This window comes from Massilia sp. (assembly GCF_032106685.1).
GTDB lineage: Bacteria > Pseudomonadota > Gammaproteobacteria > Burkholderiales > Burkholderiaceae_D > Telluria.
This window is the reverse complement of record NZ_DAMCPG010000024.1, coordinates 11,930-35,200: the sequence shown is the minus strand read 5'-3', so window position 1 is coordinate 35,200 and position 23,271 is coordinate 11,930. Positions and strand designations below refer to the sequence as shown.

The 23,271-nt window shown below is 68.0% G+C and carries 17 protein-coding genes; 8 read left to right on the top strand and 9 right to left on the bottom strand.

Annotated features, from left to right (window positions below):
• Positions 1 to 149: 149 nt before the first annotated feature.
• From RT688_RS14275 to RT688_RS14260, 4 genes are all read right to left on the bottom strand, one after another.
• On the bottom strand, positions 150 to 1,331 hold the full coding sequence (locus tag RT688_RS14275) for a glycosyltransferase family 4 protein (protein WP_313705518.1): 1,182 nt from the start codon (positions 1,329 to 1,331) through the stop codon (positions 150 to 152).
• Between the two features lie 102 nt (positions 1,332 to 1,433).
• Positions 1,434 to 2,369 (bottom strand): GDP-mannose 4,6-dehydratase, encoded by a 936-nt coding sequence (locus tag RT688_RS14270; protein WP_313705517.1) that lies wholly within the window; start codon positions 2,367 to 2,369, stop codon positions 1,434 to 1,436.
• A 1-nt stretch (position 2,370) separates the two neighbouring features.
• Positions 2,371 to 3,417 (bottom strand): GDP-mannose 4,6-dehydratase, encoded by a 1,047-nt coding sequence (gene gmd, locus RT688_RS14265; protein ID WP_313705516.1) that lies wholly within the window; start codon positions 3,415 to 3,417, stop codon positions 2,371 to 2,373.
• Positions 3,418 to 3,706: 289 nt separating this feature from the next.
• Entirely contained in the window at positions 3,707 to 6,019 is a 2,313-nt protein-coding gene (locus tag RT688_RS14260) for an NADP-dependent malic enzyme (RefSeq protein WP_313705515.1), read from the bottom strand.
• 231 nt (positions 6,020 to 6,250) lie between these two features.
• Between RT688_RS14260 and thiL the strand changes: the two genes are divergently transcribed.
• Positions 6,251 to 7,219 carry a thiamine-phosphate kinase gene (thiL, locus tag RT688_RS14255; protein ID WP_313705514.1) on the top strand — a complete coding sequence of 323 codons (969 nt, stop codon included), beginning with the start codon at positions 6,251 to 6,253 and terminating at the stop codon, positions 7,217 to 7,219.
• 187 nt (positions 7,220 to 7,406) lie between these two features.
• Here thiL and RT688_RS14250 read toward each other — a convergent pair whose 3' ends face one another.
• Together RT688_RS14250 and RT688_RS14245 are read right to left on the bottom strand one after the other, a co-directional pair.
• The gene (locus RT688_RS14250) at positions 7,407 to 9,971 is read right to left on the bottom strand and encodes an EAL domain-containing protein (protein ID WP_313705513.1); all 2,565 of its coding nucleotides are present in this window, start codon (positions 9,969 to 9,971) and stop codon (positions 7,407 to 7,409) included.
• Positions 9,968 to 11,983: a response regulator gene (locus RT688_RS14245; RefSeq protein ID WP_313705512.1), complete on the bottom strand. Its 2,016-nt coding sequence runs from the start codon at positions 11,981 to 11,983 to the stop codon at positions 9,968 to 9,970. Before RT688_RS14245 ends, RT688_RS14250 begins: the two co-directional genes overlap by 4 nt.
• A gap of 436 nt (positions 11,984 to 12,419) precedes the next feature.
• Between RT688_RS14245 and RT688_RS14240 the strand changes: the two genes are divergently transcribed.
• The 6 genes from RT688_RS14240 to RT688_RS14215 all read left to right on the top strand — a co-directional run bounded on the left by RT688_RS14240 (position 12,420) and on the right by RT688_RS14215 (position 19,318).
• Complete coding sequence (locus RT688_RS14240; protein WP_313705511.1) at positions 12,420 to 12,902, top strand: CinA family protein; 483 nt, start codon at positions 12,420 to 12,422, stop codon at positions 12,900 to 12,902.
• A gap of 160 nt (positions 12,903 to 13,062) precedes the next feature.
• On the top strand, positions 13,063 to 13,893 hold the full coding sequence (locus RT688_RS14235; RefSeq protein WP_313705510.1) for a metallophosphoesterase family protein: 831 nt from the start codon (positions 13,063 to 13,065) through the stop codon (positions 13,891 to 13,893).
• A 23-nt stretch (positions 13,894 to 13,916) separates the two neighbouring features.
• A complete protein-coding gene (locus tag RT688_RS14230; RefSeq protein ID WP_313705509.1) occupies positions 13,917 to 16,745 on the top strand; it encodes a pitrilysin family protein in 2,829 nt (942 codons plus the stop codon).
• A gap of 129 nt (positions 16,746 to 16,874) precedes the next feature.
• The gene (locus RT688_RS14225) at positions 16,875 to 17,933 is read left to right on the top strand and encodes an AI-2E family transporter (protein WP_313705508.1); all 1,059 of its coding nucleotides are present in this window, start codon (positions 16,875 to 16,877) and stop codon (positions 17,931 to 17,933) included.
• 99 nt (positions 17,934 to 18,032) lie between these two features.
• Positions 18,033 to 18,359, top strand: coding sequence for a metalloregulator ArsR/SmtB family transcription factor (locus RT688_RS14220; protein WP_313705507.1), 327 nt, complete (start codon positions 18,033 to 18,035; stop codon positions 18,357 to 18,359).
• Entirely contained in the window at positions 18,356 to 19,318 is a 963-nt protein-coding gene (locus RT688_RS14215) for a cation diffusion facilitator family transporter (protein WP_313705506.1), read from the top strand. Before RT688_RS14220 ends, RT688_RS14215 begins: the two co-directional genes overlap by 4 nt.
• Before the next feature lie 55 nt (positions 19,319 to 19,373).
• Here the strand turns inward: RT688_RS14215 and cysK are convergent, their stop codons facing one another.
• The 3 genes from cysK to tcdA all read right to left on the bottom strand — a co-directional run bounded on the left by cysK (position 19,374) and on the right by tcdA (position 22,007).
• Positions 19,374 to 20,312, bottom strand: a complete 939-nt coding sequence (cysK, locus tag RT688_RS14210; RefSeq protein WP_313705505.1) for a cysteine synthase A — start codon at positions 20,310 to 20,312, stop codon at positions 19,374 to 19,376.
• 32 nt (positions 20,313 to 20,344) lie between these two features.
• Complete coding sequence (locus tag RT688_RS14205) at positions 20,345 to 21,022, bottom strand: FKBP-type peptidyl-prolyl cis-trans isomerase (protein WP_313705504.1); 678 nt, start codon at positions 21,020 to 21,022, stop codon at positions 20,345 to 20,347.
• Positions 21,023 to 21,116: 94 nt separating this feature from the next.
• Complete coding sequence (tcdA, locus tag RT688_RS14200; RefSeq protein WP_313705503.1) at positions 21,117 to 22,007, bottom strand: tRNA cyclic N6-threonylcarbamoyladenosine(37) synthase TcdA; 891 nt, start codon at positions 22,005 to 22,007, stop codon at positions 21,117 to 21,119.
• Between the two features lie 92 nt (positions 22,008 to 22,099).
• On the opposite strand from tcdA, the gene pdxH reads away from it, so the two are divergent.
• On the top strand, positions 22,100 to 23,271 hold a 1,172-nt coding region (gene pdxH, locus RT688_RS14195; RefSeq protein ID WP_313705502.1), incomplete at its 3' end, for a pyridoxamine 5'-phosphate oxidase.

The window sequence follows — 23,271 nt, the reverse complement described above, 5'->3', positions numbered from 1 at the left end:
GCGGTACGACATGAGATCTGCGGTAGATTGACCACCTGGCGCCCGACCGAACAATGTGTCGGATTGGGAGCAGGTGGTTTGCAAGCCGTGTAGCGCGTGGGTTCAAGAACCCACCCTACGAAAAAAAGGGGCGCAGCGCGCCCCTTTTCTCATTCTCCCGGCCGGCCAGGCCGGGCCGGCGGCACCAGCGGCGCCGCGGGCGCCTGCGGCGCGGCCGCGTGCCGCGCCATCACGTCCTGGTACAGGGCCGTGTAGCCGGCCGCCATTTGCGCCGAGGTGAACACCTGCCCGAAACGCTGCGCCGCGCGCGCGCCCATCGTGCGCGCCAGCTCGGGGTTGTCCCACAGCGCGCGCATGGCCGCGCGCAGCGCCGGGGCGTTATCGGGCGGCACCACCAGGCCGGTCTCGCCGTCGATGTTGATGAAGGTGGTGCCGGTGCCGATCTCGCAGGAGATCATCGGCTTGCCGTACATCGCCCCTTCCAGCAGCGACACGCCGAAGGCTTCCGAGCGCAGGTGCGAGGGGAAGGACAGCGCGTAGGCCAGGGTCAGCAGCGCGACCTTGTCCTCATCGTCGACGGCGCCGACGAACTGCACGTGCTTCAGGCCGAGGCGCGCCGCCTGGGCCTTGAGCGCCGCGTCCTCCGGGCCGGCGCCGACGATCACCACCGGGTAGTCGGTCCCGGCCACCGCCTCGAGCAGCACGTGCAGGCCCTTGTAGTAGCGCAGCACGCCGACGAACAGGAAGAACTTCGGGCCGATGCGCTCGCGCCAGTAGGCCAGGCGGGCCGGGTCCGGTTGCGGATAACTGTTCTGGTCCAGGCCGAACGGGATGACGTGGGTCTTGTCGCGGTAGCGCGCCAGTACCGGCGAGGACTGCAGGTAATTCGGCGAGCTCGCCACGATGGCGTCGACGCTGCGCAGGAAGCGGTGTTTCAGCGGCTGGTACAGGCGCAGCAGGCTCTTCTGGCGCACGATGTCGGAGTGATAGGTCACGACGGTCGGCTTGCGCACGCGCGAGACGAAGTGGGCCAGGTCCATGAAGGGCCAGGGGAAGTGGTAGTGCACGACGTCGGCTTCGCGCGCCAGGCGCGCCAGCGCGCCGAGCGCGGCCAGCGAGCAGGCGTTCGACGCCAGCTCGAAGTCGAGCGGCACGCGGTGCACGGTATGTCCCTCGAACTCGACAGGCTGCAGGTTCTTGTCGCGCGACAGCGACAGCACGGTATTGGTCGCGCCGAGACGGGCGGTGCCGACGCACATCTGGCGGATGGTCTGTTCGATCCCGCCCAGGGAGTCCGGGTAATAAGTCTTGTAGAAATGAAGGACGCGCATGATGGTGACGAAAAATGAAAACTTAATGCGCGAAAGTGTTGCGGCGGACGGCGGAACGCGCGGCGACGGCAATGCCCGCCCTTGCGCTCTGCCCGTCCATGGTCAATCCTCGGCCATCCAGCGCAGCGTCTCGGACAGCGGCCGGGTTGGAATGGGGCCGATGACGCTGGCCAACTTGGTGTTGTCGCCGGTAAGCGTCAGCACGTCGTTGGCGCGCACGAAGGCGGGGTTGACCCGCACCTCGATGCGGTAGCCGGCGATCTCGGCCATCATGTCGAGCACGCCGGAGAGCGAATGGCTGCGGCCCGAGCAGATGTTGAAGGCTTCGCCGGCCGGCGCGGCGGCCAGCAGGCGCCGGTAGCTGTAGGCCACCATGCGCACGTCGGAAAAGTCGCGCGCGATCGCCAGGTTGCCCAGTTCGATCTGCGGCGCCTTGCGGCGGAAATGCGCGACGATCTTCGGCAACAGGAAATTCTCGCTTTGGCCGCGGCCGGTGTAGTTGAACGGGCGTGCGATGACGATCGGCAGCCGGTCCATCCACAGGCGCGCCATGTATTCCATCGCCAGCTTGCTGACGGCGTAGTCGTTGGCCGGCGCCGGCGCCACGTTCTCGTCGATGAAGGGCACGCTGGCGTTGCCGTAGATGTTGGCCGACGAGGCCAGCAGCACGGCCGAGGGCCGGTGCGGCCCGGCCGCCAGCGCCTCGAGCAGGTTGCGGGTGCCGGCCACGTTGACGCGGTAGATCTGTTCGGCGTCGCCATGGCCGACGAAGGCGATGCCGGCCAGGTGCACCACCACGTCGGGCTGGACCTGCTCGACCATCGCGGCCACCGCCGCGCGGTCGCACAGGTCGACCGGGAAGATGTCGGAGCCGGCGGCATCGCCCGGCATCGCGGTGCCGAACACGCGATAGCCGGCGTCCAGCAGCTCGCGCTCCATGTAATGGCCGGTGAAGCCGCGCAGCCCGGTGATGAGGGCGCGCCGGCCCTCGCCCTCGCGTGCGCCGCCGGCCGGCTGCTGCGTGCCCAGGGTGCTCATGTCAGAACGAGGCGCCCTGTTCGTTGCGGCGCAGGTCGGCGTCGACCATCATCTGGCACAACTCTTCCAGCGTGGTCTTCGGTTCCCAGCCCAGCTCGCGCTTGGCCTTTTCCGGGTTACCGATCAGGAGGTCGACCTCGGCCGGACGGTAGAACTTCGGCGACACGCGCACCACGGCCTTGCCGCTCCTGGTGCAATGGCCGGTTTCGCTCTCGCCGCTGCCGCTCCACTCGAGCGCCACGCCGGCGCCCTTGAAGGCCATGGTGACGAAGTCGCGCACGGTCTCGGTGCGGTTGGTCGCCAGCACGTAGGTGTCCGGACGCTCGGCCTGCAGCATGCGCCACATGCCCTCGACGTATTCCTTGGCGTAGCCCCAGTCGCGCTTGGCGTCGAGGTTGCCCAGCTCGAGCACGTCCAGCTTGCCCAGGACGATCTTGGCGACCGAATCGGTGATCTTGCGGGTGACGAACTCGCGTCCGCGCAGCGGCGACTCGTGGTTGAACAGGATGCCCGAGGTGCCGAAGATGTCGTAGCTCTCGCGGTAGTTGATCGTCATCCAGTGCGCGTACAGCTTGGCCACGCCGTAGGGGCTGCGCGGATAGAACGGGGTCTCCTCGACCTGGGGAATGGCCTGGACCTTGCCGAACATTTCCGAGGTCGACGCCTGGTAGAAGCGGATCTTCGGATTGACCAGGCGGATCGCCTCGAGCAGGTTGACCGCGCCCAGGCCGGTGATCGAGGCGGTGGTCAGCGGCTGGTCGAAGGAAACGCCGACGAAGCTTTGCGCCGCCAGGTTGTAAACCTCATCCGGTTCCGCGCTCTGGATCAGGCGCAGGCTCGAGGCCAGGTCGGTCAGGTCGTATTCGACCAGCGACAGGTTCGGGTGCGCGGCGATGCCCAGTTCCTCGATACGCCAGAAGTTGGTCGAGCTGGCGCGGCGGAAGGTGCCCGTCACGTGGTAGCCCTTCTCGATCAGCAGCTGCGCCAGGTAGGCGCCGTCCTGGCCGGTGATGCCGGTAACGACGGCCCTTTTGGTTGTTCTTTGCATGGTATGGAATTCCGGATGAGTGCTCGGTGAATCGAATACTTTTCTGACAACCTCATATTGTAACAGAGCCGTATACCGAAACGGCCAGGCCGGTAACATAGCTGTAGTACTGACAACAAAGCGCGAGCATTATTGCCCGAATCGAGATCCTGTACGGCCCCGCTTACGGATTGTTACTTGTCCAGGCCAAAAAAAACAGGCGGGACCACCCGCCTGTGAGTCTGCGCAAGCAAGGTCTGCGCGGCCGGAACTTTCCATGTTCCGGCCGGACCAAGCTAATTCAGCTGATTCAGCGGTTCGCCACCGCGTCCACCACGCACAGGGCCGTCATGTTGACGATGCGGCGCACCGTCGCCGACGGGGTCAGGATGTGCACCGGACGGGCGCAGCCGAGCAGGATCGGGCCGACCGCGATGCCGTTGCCGGCCGCCGTCTTGAGCAGGTTGTAGGCGATGTTGGCCGACTCGATGTTCGGCATGACCACCATGTTGGCGTCGCCCTTCAGCGTCGACTGCGGCATGATCTTGGCGCGCAGCTTCGCGTCGAGCGCCGCGTCGCCGTGCATCTCGCCGTCGATCTCCAGGTTCGGCGCCTGCTGCTGCACCAGCGCCAGTGCGGCGCGCATCTTCTGCGCCGACTCGCTGTTCGACGAACCGAAGTTCGAATGCGACAGCAGCGCCACGCGCGGGGTGATGCCGAAACGCTCGAGCTCCTCGGAGGCCATGATCGTCATCTCGGCGATTTCCTCGGCGCTCGGGTTGTCGTTGACGTGGGTGTCGAGCATCGCCAGCTGGCGCTCGGGGGTGATGATGATGTTCATCGCCGCATACACCTTGGCGCCCTCGCGCTTGCCCAGCACCTTGTCGATGAAGTCCAGGTGGGTCCAGGTGGTGCCGTAGGTACCGCAGATCATGCCGTCGGCGTCGCCCTTGTGCACCATCATGGCGCCGATCAGCGTATGGCGGCGGCGCATCGCCAGCTTGGCCATGTCCGCGGTCACGCCCTTGCGCATCACCATCTGGTGGTAGGTCTGCCAGTAGTCGCGGTAGCGCTCGTCGAAATCGGGGTTGATGACGTCGAAATGCACGCCCTGCTTCAGGCGCAGGCCGAATTTCTCGATGCGCTTTTCCAGCACCTCCGGGCGGCCGACCAGGATCGGGCGCGCCAGGCCTTCGTCGGCCACCACCTGCACCGCGCGCAGTACGCGCTCGTCCTCGCCCTCGGCGTAGACGATGCGCTTGACCTCGGCCTGGGCGGCTTTCGCCATCGAGAACAGCGGCTTCATGAAGGTGCCGCTGCGGTAGACGAACTGCTGCAGGCTCTCGGCGTAGGCGGCCAGGTCCGCGATCGGACGCGTGGCGACGCCGCCGTCCTGGGCCGCCTTGGCCACCGCCGGCGCGATGTGGGTCAGCAGGCGCGGATCGAACGGCATCGGGATCAGGTATTCCGGACCGAAGGACAGGTTGCTGATGCCGTAGGCCGAGGCCACGATGTCCGACTGCTCGGCGTGGGCCAGGTCGGCGATCGCATGCACCACCGCGATTTCCATGTCGCGGGTGATGGTGGTCGCGCCGCAGTCGAGCGCGCCGCGGAACATGTAGGGGAAGCACAGGACGTTGTTGACCTGGTTCGGGTAGTCCGAACGGCCGGTCGCGATGATGGCGTCGCTGCGCACGGCCTTGACGTCTTCCGGCAGGATTTCCGGATTCGGGTTGGCCAGCGCCAGGATCAGCGGGTTCGGCGCCATGCGCGCCACCATGTCCTGCTTCAGCACGCCGCCGGCCGAGAGGCCGAGGAAGATGTCGGCGTTGTCGATCACTTCGGACAGGGTGCGCAGCGCCGTGTCCTGGGCGAAGCGCTCCTTGTCCGGATCCATCAGTTCGGTGCGGCCCTTGTAGACCACGCCGGCCAGGTCGGTGACGAAGATGTTCTCGATCGGGAAGCCGAGGTCGACGATCAGGTCGAGGCAGGCCAGCGCGGCGGCGCCGGCGCCGGACACGACCAGCTTGCAGTGCTTGATGTCCTTGCCCACGACCTTCAGGCCGTTCAGGATGGCGGCGCCGACGATGATCGCGGTGCCGTGCTGGTCGTCGTGGAAGACCGGGATCTTCATCCGCTCGCGGAGCTTACGCTCGATGTAGAAGCACTCGGGCGCCTTGATGTCTTCCAGGTTCACGCCGCCAAAGGTCGGCTCGAGCGAGGCGATGATGTCGACCAGTTTATCGGGGTCGTTTTCGTTGATCTCGATGTCGAAGACGTCGATCGCGGCGAACTTCTTGAACAGCACGCCCTTGCCTTCCATGACTGGCTTGGAAGCCAGCGGGCCGATGTTGCCCAGGCCGAGCACGGCGGTGCCGTTCGAGATCACGGCGACCAGGTTGCCGCGCGCGGTGTATTTATAGGAGGCGGCGGGATCCTTGACGATCTCCTCGCAGGGCGCGGCCACGCCGGGGGAATAAGCAAGCGCCAGGTCACGCTGGTTCAGCAGGCCCTTGGTCGGCGTGACGGAAATCTTGCCGGGGCGGGGAACCTGGTGGTATTCGAGCGCTGCAGCACGCAGTTGTTGGCGTAATTCTTCTTTTTTATCCGATGACGAATCCATGCTATGCAGCCTTCCTGAACTAGAGGGGAACCTCCAATTTTATCAGAACGACTCTTGCAACCGACTACGTATTTTCCACCCGCAGGTAGTTTCAGAAGATACTCTTATGCAATGCCGCGCTCCACAAGCCCAGCCTATGGAACCCTGCCGACGCGGCCATGTAGATATGGCGCGGGCCACCCGGCGCGCATGGCGCTGCGCTTGCGTGTCCGGCAACGGTAGAATTCGCGCATGCTTTCCGAATTCGACCTCATCAAACACTACTTCCGCCGCGCGCGCCCAGGGCGCGCCGTGCTCGGCATCGGCGACGACTGCGCCCTGCTGGCGCCGGCCCCGGGCATGCAGATGGCGATCTCGACCGACATGCTGGTCGAGGGCCGCCACTTCTTTGCCGGCGCCGATGCACGCATGCTGGGCCACAAATGCCTGGCGGTGAACCTGTCGGACCTGGCGGCGATGGGCGCGCGTCCGCTCGGCTTCACCCTCGCCCTGTCCCTGCCCGCAGCCGATCCGGCCTGGCTGGAAGGGTTTTCGAGCGGCCTGTTCGCGCTGGCCGACCTGCACGACTGCGAGCTGATCGGCGGCGACACCACGCGCGGGCCGCTGAACATCTGCATCACGGTGTTCGGCGAAGTCGCGCCGGGCCAGGCGCTGCGGCGCGATGCCGCGCGCATCGGCGACGACATCTGGATCTCGGGCACGCTGGGCGACGCGCGCCTGGCGCTGGCCGGCTACTGGAACGAGGTCGCGCTCGATCCGCAAACGCAGGCGCTGGCGGCCGAACGCATGCACATGCCGACCCCGCGCGTGGCGCTCGGACAGGCGCTGGCGCGGCTGGGCGCGCCGCCGGCCGCGCTCGACATCTCGGACGGACTGGCCGGCGACCTGGCGCACATCCTGGCGGCCTCCCGGGTCGGCGCGACGCTCGACGTCGATGCGCTGCCGCCCGGGCCCATGCTGGCGCGCCAGCCGCAGGCGCTGCGGCGGCGCTTCACGGCGGCCGGCGGCGACGACTACGAACTGTGTTTCGCGGCGCGGCGCGCGGACCGCGCGGCGGTGCTCGCCGCGGCGCAGACCAGCGGCACGCCGGTTACGCGGGTCGGGACCATCGATGCCGAGCCGGGGCTGCGTTTCGTGGATGGGTCGGGGGCGCCGCTCGATCTGCAGGTCGGCGGGTGGGATCATTTCAGCGGTAGTTGATGTTCGGGCGCCGTCATGGTGGGTTCGAGAACCCACCCTACGAAACCCCGCTTTCCCGTAGGGTGGACACCGGTGTCCACGCGGGGCGTACCCACGCACACCGCACCGTCAAGGACACCACCACGAAACCCGGCAAGGGCGTAGGGTGGGTTCTCGAACCCACGCGTGAGGTACGCAAACCGTACGATCACCCCGTCCGCGGCACCTTGCGGTCGTCGTACGGCCCGTGCTCCATCCAGTACTGCCGGAACGCCAGGCGCACGTTGTCGCGCAACTCGGCGTCGTTCCACGGCTTCGTATAGAACTTGTAGATCGCGCCGCGGTTGATCGAGTCGAGCACGATGTTCACGCCGGTGTAGCCGGAGAGGATGATGCGCATGGTGTCCGGGTACATCTCCTTCACCTTGCTGAGGAACTCGGTGCCGCTCATGACCGGCATGCGCTGGTCGCTCATCACCACCTGCACCCGGTACAGCGCCAGCAGTTCGAAGGCTTCGGACGGCGACGAGGCGGTCAGCACGCGGTAGTTGTCGCGCCTGAACAGGCGGTGCAGGGCGCTCAGGGTGTCGACGTCGTCGTCGACCACCAGGATGGTCTGCACGCTGCTGTCGTCGGCCGCCGGCATGTCGGGCGCGGCGCGGTTCTTGCGCACCAGCTGGGCCAGCTGGGCCGGGGCCAGCGCGCGCGAGAAGTGGAAGCCCTGGATCTCGTCGCAGCGGTTGCGCCGCAAATACGCCATCTGGGCGCGCGTCTCCACGCCCTCGGCGATCACCTGCATGTGCAGGCTGTGCGCCATGCTGATGATCGCCAGCGCGATCGCCGCGTCGTCCGGATTGTTGACGATGTCGCGCACGAACGCGATGTCGATCTTCAGCTTGTCGATCGGGAAGCGCTTCAGGTAGGCCAGGCTCGAGTAGCCGGTGCCGAAGTCGTCGATCGCGATCCGGATGCCGAGCGCCTTCAGGCGCTGCAGCACCTCGATGGTGCGCTCGGCGTTGGTCATCAGCGCGCTTTCGGTCAGTTCCAGCTCGAGCATGCCCGGCTCGATGCCGTGGCGCTCGATGGCGGCGCGCACCACGCCCTCGAGATCGCCCTCGACGAACTGGCGGCTCGACACGTTCACGGCCACGCGCAGCTCGCGCACGCCCTGCTCGTTCCATGCGGCGATCTGGCGGCAGGCCTCGTCGACGATCCACTCGCCGACCCGCACCACCATCCCGGTTTCCTCCAGCACCGGCACGAATTCGGCCGGATAGACCAGGCCGTGGCCCGGGCGGTTCCAGCGCAGCAGGGCCTCGACGCCGGACACGCGCCCGGTGTTCAGTTCCAGCTTGGGCTGGTAGTGCAGCACGAACTCGCCGCCGTCGAGCGCGCCGCGCAGGGCCAGCTCCAGGTCCAGGCGCGCCAGCACCTGCACGTTCATGCCGGCGGTGAAGAAGCGGTAGCCGTCGCGCCCGGCCTCCTTGGCGCGCACCATGGCGGTGTCGGCGTACTTGACCAGGGTGCCGGGTTCGAGCGCGTCGTCGGGGTACATCGCGATGCCGATGCTGGCCGTGAGCACCGCCTTTTGTCCGTTCAGGTCGAACGGCGTGCGCAGCGACTCGCGGATCTCGTTGGCCACGCGCACCGGTTCCTGCTCCTGCTCGCGGTTCATGGTCAGGATCAGCGCGAACTCGTCGCCGCCCAGGCGGCCGACGGAGTCGCGCAGGCCGATCGCCTTCACCAGGCGGTTGCTGAACTGGCGCAGCAGCTCGTCGCCCAGCGCCGGCCCGAGCGAGTCGTTGACGATCTTGAAGCGGTCGAGCGTGATGAACAGCACCGCCACGCGCCAGGCCTTGTCCTGGGCCAGCTCGATCGCCTCGCGCAGGTTCTGGAAGAACAGCGTGCGGTTCGGCAGGCCGGTGAGCGCGTCGTAGCTGGCCAGGTGCTTCAGGCGCTGCTGCGCGTGGATGCGTTCGCTGATGTCGCGCGCGACCGCGATCAGGAGCTTGCTGCTGCCGGCCTCCTGCCACTGCCAGCTGATCTCGACCGGCACCGCGCCCTCGCCGCCGGCGCGCAGCAGCTCGGTCTCGGCAATGTCGGACTCGTGCGCCGCGCCGTTGGTGTCGAGGTGGCGCCGCAGCTGGTCGGCGGTGGTCAGGCCCAGGGCCACCGGGTCGATGCGCAGCAGCGCGTCGCGCGAGAAACCGAGCATGCGGCAGGCGCCGTCGCTGACGTCGACCAGCGCCAGGCTGGCCGCGTCGACCAGGAAGATGCCGTCGGTGGTAGCGTCCATCGCGCGCCGGAAGCGCTCCAGCGCCGCGGTGCGCTCGCGCACGGTGCGCTCGAGGTTGGCCCCGTGCTCGCGCGACTCGCGGTGCATCAGGCGCACTTCGAGCAGGTTGCGGATGCGGGTCATCACCTCGACCGTGTCGAGCGGCTTGCCGATGAAGTCGCGCGCGCCCGCTTCCAGCGCCGCCAGCTTCTTGTCCGGCTCGGCCGTCACCACCAGCACCGGCAGCCAGGACTCGCTTTCCAGCGGCTTCAAGGCCTCCATCACCTGGAAGCCGTCCATGCCCGGCATGTGCAGGTCGAGGATGATCAGGTCGAAGCGGTGCTTCAGGTGCAGCGCCACCACCTGGCGCGGGTCGGTGGTACTGTGCACGTTCTCGTACCCGGTCGTCTTGAGCAGGTATTCGAGCAGCTGCACGTTGACCGGCTGGTCGTCGACGACCAGCACGCGTGCGCGCCGCACATCGGCGGGCGTGATCATGTTTCGGTTCCTTTCCCGGCACGCAGTTGGGCCAGCGTGCCGTCGATCGCTTCGTTGAACTTGTCGATATCGACCGGTTTCGTCAGGTAGCGGAAAAACCCTGCCGCCAGGCCGCGCTCGATGTCGCTGGCCATCGCGTTGGCGGTCAGCGCGATCACGGGGATGCTTGCCGTCCGCGGCTCGCGGCGCAGTTCGGCCAGCACCTCGTAGCCGTCCATGCCGGGCAGGTTGATGTCCATCAGGATGATGTCGGGGCGCCGCTCGCGCGCCAGCGCCAGGCCGGCCGGGCCGTCGGCGGCGGCGACCAGGCGCAGGTCGGGCCGGAAGCGCACGATTTCCTCGACCAGTTTCAGGTTGGCCGGGTTGTCCTCGACGTAGAGCACGAGATGCGGAGCATGATCGGTACGGCCGGCAGGCTCCCCCGACGGGTGCGACGAGGCATCTTCGGGCAAGGCCTGCGGCACGGTGGTGCCCAGTTCGATCGCGAACACGCTGCCCACGCCGGGGCTGCTGCTGACCTCGATCGACCCGCCCATCAGCTCGACCAGGCGGCGCGTCACCACCAGGCCGATGCCGGTGCCCTCCTGGGCGCCGGCCTCCTGGCCGAGGCGGTTGAAGGGCTGGAACAGGCTGTCGAGCTGGTCGGCGCGCAGGCCCATGCCGGTGTCCTGGACCGCGATGCGCATGCGCTCGGGCGTGAGCTGGACGCAGTCGAGCACGACGGCGCCGGCGTCGCGGTTGTACTTGATCGCGTTCGACAGCAGGTTCAGCAATACCTGCTTCAGCCGGGTGCGGTCGGCCAGCAGCACCGCGTCGACCGCTTGCGGGAACAGCACGCGGATGCCGCGCCCGGCCGCCAGCGGTTCGACCATGGTGCGGCACTCCTCCAGCACCTCGGCCAGGGCCACCGGCTCCATCGACAGCGAGATCGTGCCCGACTCCACCTTGGCCAGGTCGAGGATCTCGTTGATCAGGGTCAGCAGGTGGCGCCCGGACTTCAGGATGTGGCTGGCGAATTCCTTCTTCTGTTCGCCCGAGGTCGGCAGCGCCTCCGAGGTCAGGATCTGGGCGAAGCCGAGGATCGCGTTCAGGGGCGTGCGCAGCTCGTGGCTCATCGAGGACAGGAAGGCCGATTTCGCCTGGTTCGCGTTGCGCGCCTCGTCGATCGCGTTGGCCAGTTCGGCGTTGGCCAGCGCCAGCTGCAGGGTGCGTTCGTCGACGCGGTGCTCGAGCTGCTCGTTCAGGCGCATCACTTCCTGCTGGGCGCGCGAACGCTCCTGCGCCTCGCGCACGATCTCCCGGTTCGAATCCTCGAGCTCGCGGGTACGCTGCTCGATCTCGGTCAGCATGGCGTTGAAGGAATCGACCAGCTCGGCCGCCTCGTCGTTGCTGATGCGCGGCGCGCGGCGCGAATAGTCGCGCGTGGCGACCACGTCGCGCGCGATCTCGGTGATCGCCACGATCGGCGCGGTGACCACCCGGCCCAGGCGCCGCATCACGAGATAGGCGATCGCCATCGCCAGCAGGGTCACCGCCAGCGCGATCGCCAGGTAGTCGAGGGTGCGCGAGAGCAGCCGGTTCTCGGCGCGCAGCCAGACCGTGCCGACGGTCTCGCCGTTCTCGACGATCGGCCGGAACACCACCAGGTAGCCCTCCTCGACGCGGGTGGCGGCCGCCTCGGCCTCGGCCGGGAACACCGTGCGCGCTCCGCCGGCGGCATAGGACGCGAACAGGCGCCCGCGTTCGTCGTAGATGGCGGCCGCGGCGACCATCGGCCGGGTGCGCAGCAGCGCCAGGTTCTCGCCGGCCAGGCGGGCGTCGTCGAAGGCCAGCGCGGCCGAGCTCATGTGGCCGACCAGTTCGGCCTGGGTCGAGAGGTCGTTCACCAGCGAGCGGTGATAGCTGCGCAGGTCGTAGCCGATCACCAGCCCGACCGACACCACGAGCGCCGCCAGCGTGGTGGCCATCACCACGGCGACAAGCTTCTTGCGGATCGACGGCAGGCGGATCATGCCGCCTCCGGCATGGTCGACACGGCGCGGCCGGACAACAGGCACTCGAGCAGGCTCCTTTCGCGCGCGCGTCTTAGGGCCCGGACGGCGACGGCCATCACGACCGCGCCGGCCAGGCCCGGCAGCACGCGTATTGACGAGGCAACATTGAATTCTATTGAGTAAAAGAAACGCGGCGGAAACCGCCACGATGCAGGATAGCAGCATGGAATGTCAACGTGTCGCACGGGACATTTCCATAAATACAAACGGCGCCACTCTACCGCTTTGCCATGCGCTTGGGTAGCGGCGGCGTGGATTTCCATGCAAGTTTGCCACACCGATAGCGGCCGGGGCGCGCTAGAATGGTTGCTGCGCGACCGACGCAGTCACGCTGCGGCGCTGAGCGCCTTGCGCGCCGAGTGCTGCAGCATTCTTATTATCCTGGAGGAGCCGCATGAGCAACGAGATTATCGAACTTGCAAGCAAAGTCGGCGAGGCGCTGCAGGCCAAGCGCCTGGTGCTGGCCACTGCCGAATCCTGCACCGGCGGCGGCGTGTCGCAAGCCATCACCGAGATCGCCGGCTCCACCGGCTGGTTCGACTGCGGTTTCGTCACCTATTCGAACAACTCGAAGACCGAACTGCTCGACGTCTCGGCCGCCCTGATCGCCCAGTTCGGCTCGGTGAGCGAGGAAGTCGCCGCCGCCATGGCCGAGGGCGCGCTCTCGAACAGCGTGGCCGACGTCGCCCTGTCGACCACGGGCATCGCCGGCCCGACCGGCGCGGTGCCGGGCAAGCCGGTCGGCACGGTCTGCTTCGGCTGGTCGCGCGGCGGCGCCAGCATGACCGAGCGCCTGGTGTTCCAGGGCGACCGCCACGCGGTGCGCGAACAGACCGTCATCCACGCGCTGCGCGGCCTGCTGCGCTTCATCGAGTAGTGCGCGCTTGAGTAGAGCGCGCGTCCTGGGGCCCGGCCCCGCGCGGTGCCCGCGGTTCGATGCGTACCGCGCCCTGGCCGGCGCGGCGCTGCTGCTCGCGGGCGCGACGGCTGCTTCCCAGCCGGTTCCACCGACGGCATCGGCTACGCCGCTGCCGTCGGTGTCCTCCCCTATCCAAACGGTGTACGCGGCCGGCGACATCGCGCGCTGCCGCCATCCCAATCCGCGCTGGTCGGGCGCGGCCGACACCGCCGCGGTGGTCGCCGCGGGCCTGGCGGCCGACGCCAATGCGGTCGTCCTGACCCTGGGCGACCACACCTACCCGCGCGGCGCGGCGCGCGAATTCGCCGACTGCTACGGCCCGACCTGGGGCCGCTTCAAGGACCGCACCTGGCCCTCGCCCGGCAACCACGAGTACTACACGAAAGACGCTGCTCCCTACTTCGCCTACTTCGGCGAACGCGCCGGACGCGGCTACTACAGCCTGGCGCTCGGCAACTGGCGCGTGATTTCCCTCGACAGCAACCTGGCCCCGGCGGCGCACGCGGCCCAGCTGGACTGGCTGCGCGCCGAACTGAAGGACCATCCGAGCCGCTGCACGCTCGCCTTCTGGCACCATCCGCTGTACAGTTCGGGCGGGCACGGCAGCGTGCCGAAGATGCGGGAAGCCTGGGCCCTGCTGCACGCGGCCGGCGCGGAACTGGTATTGTCCGGCCACGACCACGATTACGAACGCTTCGCGCCGCAGGACGCCGACGGCAAGCTGGACCGCGCGCGCGGCCTGCGCCAGTTCGTGGTCGGCACCGGCGGCGCCTACGCCACGCCGTTCCTGCTGACCGTGAAATACAGCGAAGCGCGCGACGCCAGCCGCAACGGCGTGCTGCGCCTGCGCCTGCGCGCGGACGGCTACGACTGGGAATTCCTGGAAGCGACCCCACCTTCCCTGCCGAACGCATCGCCGCCCGACCATGGCAGCGCCGCCTGCCATTGAACCATCACACCTGGAGTACCCGCATGAAAACCCGACCGCTGTTCGCCGCATCGCTGCTGCTGGCCGCATTGAATAGCGCTGGCGCACAGCCCGGTGGCGCCGCGGCGCCCGCCGTTCCCGTCGACGTGCCCCACATCGCCTTCGACAAATACACCCTGCCCAACGGCCTGCAGGTGATCCTGGTCGAGGACAAGCGCCTGCCGCTGGCGGCGGTCAACGTCTGGTACCACGTCGGCCCGGCCAACGAGGCGCCGGGGCTGGCCGGCTTCGCCCACCTGTTCGAGCACATGATGTTCGCCGGCAGCAAGCACCTGCCGCGCGGCCTGGCCGACCGCCTGCTGGAAGGCGCCGGCGCCACCGACAGCAACGGCGGCACCGGCTACGACAGCACCAGCTACTACGACACCGTGCCCTCGAACCAGCTCGAACTGGCGCTGTGGGTGCATGCCGACCGCATGGGCTACCTGCTCGACGTGCTGGACCAGAAGGCCCTGACCAACCAGCAGGACGTGGTGCGCAACGAGCGCCGCGAAACGGTGGAGAACGAACCCTACGGGATCGTCGAGGAAGCGCTGAACCACGCGCTGTTCCCGCCCGAGCACCCGTATTACGCCTCGGTGATCGGGTCGCACGCCGACATTCAGAACGCGAAGCTGGCCGACGTGCGCGAGTTCTTCACGCGCTACTACGGCCCGAACAACGCCAGCATCGTGATCGCCGGCGACATCGACAAGGTCAAGACCCGCGCCCTGGTGGCGAAGTACTTCGGCGGCCTGAAGCGCGGCCCCGATGTGGCGCGCCCGAAGATCGTCACGCCGCCGATCACGGCCGAGCGCCGGCTGACGGTGCCGGACCGGGTCGAGCTGGCGCGCGTCTACATGGGCTGGCTCACGCCGCCGGCCTACCAGCCGGACGACGCCGAACTGGCGGTGGCGGCCCAGATCCTCGCCGGCGGCAAGTCGAGCCGGCTTTATAAATCGCTGGTGTACGAGCGCCAGATCGCCCAGGACGTCGATGCCGACCAGGATGCGCGCGCCCTGGTCTCGACCTTCCTGGTCGAGGTGACGGCGCGCGCCGGCCACACCCCGGCGGAACTGGAAAAGGCGATCGACGCCGAACTGGCGGCCCTGCGCGAGCACGGTCCGACGCAGCAGGAAGTCGAGCGCGCCAAGCGCCAGATCGAGACCGCGATGCTGACCTCCCTCGAACAGCTCGGCGGCGACGGCCTGGCCGACCAGCTGAACCACTACAACCAGTTCACCGGCGACCCGGGCTACCTGGCCAAGGACATCGCCCAGCTGCGCCGCATCACCGCGGCCGACGTGCAGCGCGCCGTGCGCACCTGGCTTCAGCCGACGCACCGGGTCGTGGTGGCCGGCGTGCCGGGCGAGCCCAAACTCCCGCACGATCCGCCGGCGCCGAAGCCGCCGAAGACGGCGAAGGGAGAAAAAAGCGGCATCAACCCCGCCGAAGCCTGGCGCGCCAAGGCGCCGAAGGCCGGCCCCACGCCGGAATTGAAGCTGCCGCAGGGCGAGGCCTTCACGCTCGCGAACGGCTTGACCGTGATCCACCACTACAACCCGGCGCTGCCGCTGGTGTCGGCGGAGCTGGTGATCAAGAGCGGCGCCGACAGCAATCCGCTCTACCTGCCCGGCCTGGCCGGCTTCACCGCGCAAGTGCTGACCGAAGGCACGGCCAAGCGCAGCGCGCCGCAGATCGCCGACGAGATCGCCCAGCTCGGCGCCTTCCTGGAAGCCGACAGCGGCACCAACGCGTCGGCGGTGTCGCTGCTGTCGCTGCGCTCGACCTTCGAGCAGGCCTTCGCCGTGATGGCCGACGTGGCCCTGCACCCCGCCTTCCCGAGCGCCGAGGTCGAGCGCCAGCGCGCCAGCCGGCTGGGCGAACTGATGCAGCAGCGCGACGAAGCCGAGGCCGTCGCCTCGATCGCCGCCGCAGCCGCCCTGTACGGCGCGCGCCATCCCTACGGCTACGGCCAGCTCGGCACGGAACCGGCGATCCGCGCCGTGACCCGCGACGACCTGGAAGCGTTCTGGCGCCGCCATTACGTCCCAAGTAACGCCGCGCTGGTGGTGGCGGGCGACATTTCGCGCGCCGAGCTGAAGGCGCTGGCGGAAAGCCGCTTCGGCGCCTGGCGCGGCGGCGAAGCGCCGCCCTTCTCGCCCGGGACGCCGGCGCCGACCCGGGCGCGGGTGGTCGTGGTCGACAAGCCCGGCGCGCCGCAGACCGCGCTGCGCCTGGTCGCGCTCGGCGCCGAGCGCAAGACGGCGCAGTTCCCGACGCTGGAAGTCATGAACGCGGCCTTCGGCGGCCTGTTCACCAGCCGCATCAACCAGAACCTGCGCGAAGAAAAGGGCTACAGCTACGGCGTGTTCTCGGGCTTTCGCTACCACCGCGCGGCGGGCCCGTTCAGCATCGCCGGCAGCGTGCGCGCCGACGTCACCGGAGAATCGGTCGCCGAACTGCTGCGCGAAGCGAAGGAGATGATCGACCAGCCCTTGCGCCCGGCCGAGCTGCTCGACGCGCGCAACGCCGAACTGCTGTCGCTGCCGAACGGCTTCGCCACCAATGCCGACATCGGCGCCAGCCTGGCAGAGTCCTTCGTGTTCGACCTGCCGCTGGATTACTACCGCCAGCTGCCGGCGAAGCTGGCGGCCGTCACCGCCGAGCAGGTGCGGGAAGCGGCGCGCCGCTACCTCGACCCGCAGCGCCTGATCGTGGTCGCGGTCGGCGACCGCAAGCGCATCGTGCCGCAGCTGGAAAAGCTGAAACTCGGTCCGATCGAGGTGCGCGACAGCGAAGGCCAGCTGCCGGAAGCCCAGCGGGGACAGTAAGCGCGCCACCGGCATGGCGGACGTGCCGGCATCCCCACCCGCGGCAGCGGGGTTGCCGCACACGCATTTTCCCCGACGATAGATGTCGAATCGTCTATCATGGGCCGACTGATTCCTTATCGACGGCCCATGAACCAATTCACGATCCAGCAGAAATTCTTCCTTCTCCTCCTTACCATCGTCACCCTGGGATTCGGCTGGATCCTGCTGCCCTATTCGGGCGCGGTGTTCTGGGGCATGGTGCTGGCGATCCTGTTCGCACCGCTGTACCGGCGCCTGCTCGCCGCGACCCGCCAGAAGCCGACCGTCGCCGCCCTGCTCACGCTGGCCTCGATCGTGGTGATGGTGATCCTGCCGCTGTCGATCATCACGGCCTCGCTGGTGCGGCAGGCGGCCGACATCTATGCCAACGTCAGCTCGGGCCAGATCAATTTCGGCGCCTACTTCCAGCAGGTCATCGGCGTGCTGCCGGACTGGCTGGTGGGCCTGCTGGAGCGCTTCGAGCTGACCGACCTGGCCTCGCTCGAACAGAAGCTCGCCGACGGCGCGGCCCAGGTCAGCCAGTTCTTCGCGCGCCACGCCATCAACGTCGGCCGCAATACCTTCGACTTCCTGGTCAGCCTGACCATCATGCTGTACTTGCTGTTCTTCCTGCTGCGCGACGGCCAGGCCCTGGCCAACCGCATCAAGCGCGCCGTGCCGCTGAGCCGCATGTACAAGCAGCGCCTGTTCGATAACTTCATCACCGTGATCCGCGCCACCGTCAAGGGCAACGTGCTGGTGGCGATGGCGCAGGGCACGCTGGGCGGCCTGATCTTCTGGTTCCTCGACGTCCAGGCCGCCCTGCTGTGGGGCGTGGTGATGGCCTTCCTGTCGCTGCTGCCGGCGGTCGGTGCGGCCATCGTCTGGGCCCCGGTCGCGGTCTACTTCCTGGTGACGGGCGCGATCTGGCAGGGCGTGGTCCTGATCGCCTTCGGAGTGCTGGTGATCGGCCTGGTCGACAACATCCTGCGCCCTATCCTGGTCGGCAAGGACACCAAGATGCCGGACTACCTGGTGCTGCTGTCGACCCTGGGCGGCATGGCGCTGTTCGGCCTGAACGGCTTCGTCATCGGCCCGGTGATCGCGGCGCTGTTCATCGCGGCCTGGGATTTGTTCGCTTCGGCCGAAGAGTTTCATCCGCAATAAAAACAGGGCAGATCCGACGGGGGCCGGCACGCGCAGTCGCTGCGCTTGCCGGCCCCTTGTTTTTCATCTAACATGTGAACACCTATTCACATGTTAATGATGAAAAAACCCGACAACATCTATGCCGCCGAGCACGCCGTCGACCAGGTCGCCGACCTGTTCCACCTGCTGGGCGACCCGACCCGGCTGCGCATCGTGCTGGCCTGCCTGGCCCAGCCGACCGCGGTGGGCGACATCGCCGCGGCCCTGGACCTGTCCAGTTCCCTGGTCAGCCACCACCTGCGCCTGCTGCGCGCGGCCCGCATCGTCAAGGCCGAGCGCCAGGGCAAGCAGGTGTTCTATGCGGCCGCCGACGCCCACATCAGCTCCCTGCTCTCCAACATGTTCGAGCACATCGCCGAACCCGCCAACGGAAACGACCCATGAGCCACGACCACGATCACCCTCACGACCACGGCCACCAGCATGGACACGGCCATGGCCACGCCCACTACCACCAGGCGCCGCCGCCCGGGCACGGCCGCGCCTTCGCGCTGGCGATCGGCCTGAACACGGTGTTCGTCGCGATCGAATTCATCTACGGCTTCCTGGCCGATTCCACCGCGCTGATGGCCGACGCCGGCCACAACCTGTCCGACGTGCTGGGCCTGGTGCTGGCCTGGGGCGCGGCGCTGCTGGCCAAGCGGGCGCCGGACGCGCGCTATACCTACGGGCTGCGCAGTTCCTCGATCCTGGCGGCGCTGGCCAACGCCCTGCTGCTGCTGCTGGCCTGCGGCGCAATCGCCTGGGAAGCCGTGCAGCGCATCGCCGCGCCGCATCCGGTGGAAGCGCTCACGGTGTCGGTGGTGGCGGCGATCGGCGTGGCGATCAACGGCTTCTCGGCCTGGCTGTTCATGGCTGGCAGCAAGGGCGACCTGAACATCCGCGGCGCCTACCTGCACATGGCGGCGGACGCCGCGATCTCGCTGGGCGTGGTGGTCTCGGGCCTGGTCATCATGGGCACCGGCTGGAGCTGGCTTGACCCGGCGGTGAGTCTCGTGATCGTGCTGGTGATCGTCTGGGGCACCTGGTCGCTGCTGCGCGAATCGCTGCAGATGGTGATGGCGGCGGTGCCGGACAGCGTCGACGCCACCGCGGTGCAGGGCTTCCTGGAGGCGCGTCCCGGCGTGGCCGAGGTCCACGACCTGCACATCTGGGCGATGAGCACCACCGAGACCGCCCTCACCGCCCACCTGGTCATGCCGGGCGGTTATCCGGGCGACGGCGCGATCGACGCCATCGTGGCCGAGCTGCGCAAGGAGCATGGCATCCACCATTGCACGCTGCAGGTGGAGGAAGGCACGACCGCGCATCACCATTGCGCGCTGGAGGCGCACGGGGCGTGATGAGACGTAGGGTGGGCACGGTGTGCCCACCTAACGATGACGCCGCCGCCCCTGGTCAGCCAGCCAAATTCGCGAACAGCGCCGTACTGAGGTAGCGCTCGCCGAACGAGGGGATGATCACGACGATCAGCTTGCCCGCGTTCTCGGGCCGCTGGGCGACCTGCATCGCGGCCCACAGCGCGGCGCCGGACGAGATGCCGACCAACAGGCCTTCTTCGCGCGCGGCGGCGCGGGCGGTCTCGAAGGCGTCTTCGTTGCGCACGGCGATCACTTCGTCGTAGATGCCGGTATTTAAAACCTGCGGTACGAAGCCGGCGCCGATGCCCTGGATCGGGTGCGGGCCCTTGCTGCCTTTCGAGAGCATGGGCGAGGCTTCCGGTTCGACCGCGATGGCCTGGAAGCCGGGCTTGCGCTCCTTCAGCACTTCGCTGACGCCGGTGATGGTGCCGCCGGTGCCCACGCCGGCAACCAGGATGTCGACCTTGCCGTCGGTGTCGCGCCAGATTTCCTCGCCCGTGGTGCGGCGGTGCACGTCCGGGTTGGCCGGGTTGTTGAACTGCTGCGGCATGAAGGCGCGCGGATCGTCGGCGACGATTTCCTCGGCGCGGCGGATCGCTCCCAGCATGCCCTCGGCGCCCGGCGTGAGCACCAGCTCGGCGCCGTAGGCGCGCAGCAGCATGCGCCGCTCGTTGCTCATGGTTTCCGGCATCACCAGCTTGCAGCGGTAGCCGCGCGCCGCGCACACCATCGCCAGCGCGATGCCGGTGTTGCCGCTGGTCGGCTCGACGATGACGGTGTCGGGGCCGATCTTGCCGGCCTTCTCCGCCGCCTCGATCATCGCCAGGCCGATGCGGTCCTTGACGCTGTGCGCGGGGTTGTGGAACTCGAGCTTGGCAAGGATCTCGGCGCCTTGGCCGGGGCCCTTGCCCAGCTTGCGGATCCTGACCAGTGGGGTGTTGCCGATCAGCTCAGTGACATCGTTTGCGACTCGCATCCGTTCCTCCGCATCAGTTGACAAGCTTGGGTTTATTTTACGCCGAGCAGTTCCACGTCGAAGATCAGGTCGGTGTCCGGCGGAATGCTGCCGCCCGGCGCGCCGCGCTTGCCGTAGGCCAGGTGGCTCGGAATGATCAGGGTGCGCTTGCCGCCGACCTTCATGCCGGCCACGCCCTGCTCCCAGCCCTTGATGACCTGGCCGGCGCCGAGCTGGAAGTCGAGCGGCGTACGGCCGGCGTCGAGCGAGGAATCGAATTTGCGGCCGCGCTGGTTGCGCGCCATCGGCTTGAAGAACCAGCCGGTGTAGTTGACGGTGACCTTGTGGCCGATCTCGGCCGTCTTGCCTTTGCCGACCACCTGGTCGACGATCTCGAGCTGGGGACCGCTGGGCGCCACCGGCTGCGGCGCCTGGGCTGCCGCGGCGGCGTCCTGGGCCGCGCCGCTGGCGGCTTCCGCGCCGCCCTGCACGGCCTGCCCGGCGGCGCCGGCGGCCTGCTGCGAACCTGCGGCGGCCTGGTCGGCGGCGCTCTGCACGCCCTGCTGGCGCACGGTGCTGGCCGCCTGGTCGCCGGCCGGTGCGTTCTGCAACATGGTGGCGGGGGTGGCCGGGGTGGCCGGGGTGGCCGGGGTGGCATTCGGTGCACCCTGCTGGGCATGGGCGGCGGCGGCCGCGAGCAACAGGGCGAGGAAGGAAGTACGACGCATCATGGAGGCTCTTTCAATAACAGGATTCAATCGATCATCCTATGATAGCAAACGCCTCCCTGCGTTGGACAGCCGCGTTACACGGGCTTACGCCGCCTCATGCCGCTGCGGGCAGCGCCGCCGTCTCCGCGGCGGCAGGCGCTGCCACCACGGCCTGCTCCTGGGCCGCCTCGGCCATGCGGCGCAGGATGTGGCCGGCGGCGATCATGCCGAAGCTGGCCGTCACCACCATGCTCGAACCGAAACCGGCGCAGTTCAGGCCGGTGACGCTGGAACCGCTGACGTCAGAGCCGATCTCGCATGCGTCCCCCTCTTCCGGGTAACGCAGCGGCTCCATCGAGAACACGGCGTCGATGTGGTACTTCTGCTTTTCGCCGCGCGAGAAACCGTACTGCGCGCGCAGCAGCTTGCGCACCTTCTTCAGGAGCGGCTCCTGCTCGGTGCGCGCCAGGTCGCGCACTTCGATCTTCGTCGGATCGAGCTGGCCGCCGGCGCCGCCGATGGTGACCAGGGGCAGCTTGTGGTCGCGGCAGTACGCGATCAGGGCGGCCTTGGCCTTGACGCTGTCGATGGCGTCCACCACGTAGTCGAAGCCCTTGCCGGCGATCATCTGCTCGATGTTGCCGGGCTCGATGAAGTCCTCGACCAGGGTCACCTGGCAGAAGGGATTGATCTGCGCGATGCGTTCGCGCAGCGCCTCGATCTTCGGCATGCCGACGGTCGAGCTCAAGGCCTGGATCTGGCGGTTGATGTTCGACTCGGCCACGTTGTCGAGGTCGATCAGGGTGAGGTGGCCGACCGCGCTGCGCGCCAGCGCCTCGACCACCCAGGAGCCGACGCCGCCGACGCCGATCACGCAAACGTGCGCCGCGCGGAAGCGTTCCAGCGCACGCTCGCCATAAAGGCGGGCAATGCCGCCGAAACGGCGTGCGAAATCGACTTCGTCGTCCAGAGTTCCTGCCGGGATGGGGTGGTTGATCGTATTCATAGCCCATCATTTTACCGGACCGGGCATTCACGACTTGCTCTAAAATGCAAGTCAGTCAATCAAAAATTATTTTCCTTGTCGCAAAAACGCAAATGAATGATTTCCTCCCGGAAGCCGCTCCCGGTTTCGACCAGCCGATCGCCGTCCTCAAGCATTGTCACGGACGCATCCGCAAGCAGCTCGGCACGCTCGAGCGCCTGCTCTCGCACCTGCCCGAGCACGGCGCCGACGAGCAGGCGCGCCAGGCGGCCAGTACCGTGCTGAAGTACTTCGAGAAGGCGGCCCACCTGCACCACGACGACGAGGAACAGGACTTGATCCCGATGCTGCGCGCGGTGGCGCAAGGCGAGGACGCCGCCACCCTGCAGGCGCTGGCGCCGGTGATCCTGCAGGACCACAAGGACATGGACGCGCTCTGGCAGGACCTGCACGAGCAGCTCGCCGCGATTGCCGACGGCAGCGCCAGCACCTTGTCGAGCACCAACGTGCAGCGCTTCTGCCAGCGCTACCTGTCGCACATGGAACGCGAGGAAAGCACGCTGGCGCCGATGGCGCTGCGCCTGTTCACGGGCGAGCAGATGGCGCGCCTGGGCCAGGCGATGCAGCAACGCCGCGGCATCGATGCGCCGGCGCCCTCGGTCGGCGAAGCGGTGGCCGGCCTGCGCAAGGATTACGGCCAGGCCAGCCTGAACGAGGACGACGTGCTGGACGACCCGATTCAGCAGTTTACGCGCTGGTTCGAGCAGGCCCTGAAGGCCGAGGTCAACGAGCCGAACGCCATGAACGTGGCGACGGTCGACGCCGACGGTCGGCCGAGTTCGCGCATCGTGCTGGTCAAGCAGTTCGACGAACGCGGCTTCACCTGGTACACCAACTACGACAGCCGCAAGGCGCAGGAACTGCGCGTCAACCCGCATGGCGCCCTGCTGTTCTTCTGGAGCGAACTCGAGCGCCAGGTGCGCATCGAGGGCCGGGTCGAAACCACCTCGCCCGAGGAGAGCGACAAGTATTTCCACAGCAGGCCGTTGAAGAGCCGCCTGTCGGCGATCGCCTCCCGCCAGAGCGCGCCGATCGCCAACCGCGCGGCCCTGGAACAGAACTACGAAGCGGTCGCCGCGCAAGCCGGCGACGCGCCGCCGCGTCCCGCCAACTGGGGCGGTTTCAGGCTGGTGCCCGAGCGCATCGAGTTCTGGCAGGGACGCCGCTCGCGTTTCCATGACCGCATCGTCTACGAGCGGCAGGAAGACGGCAGCTGGACGCGGCA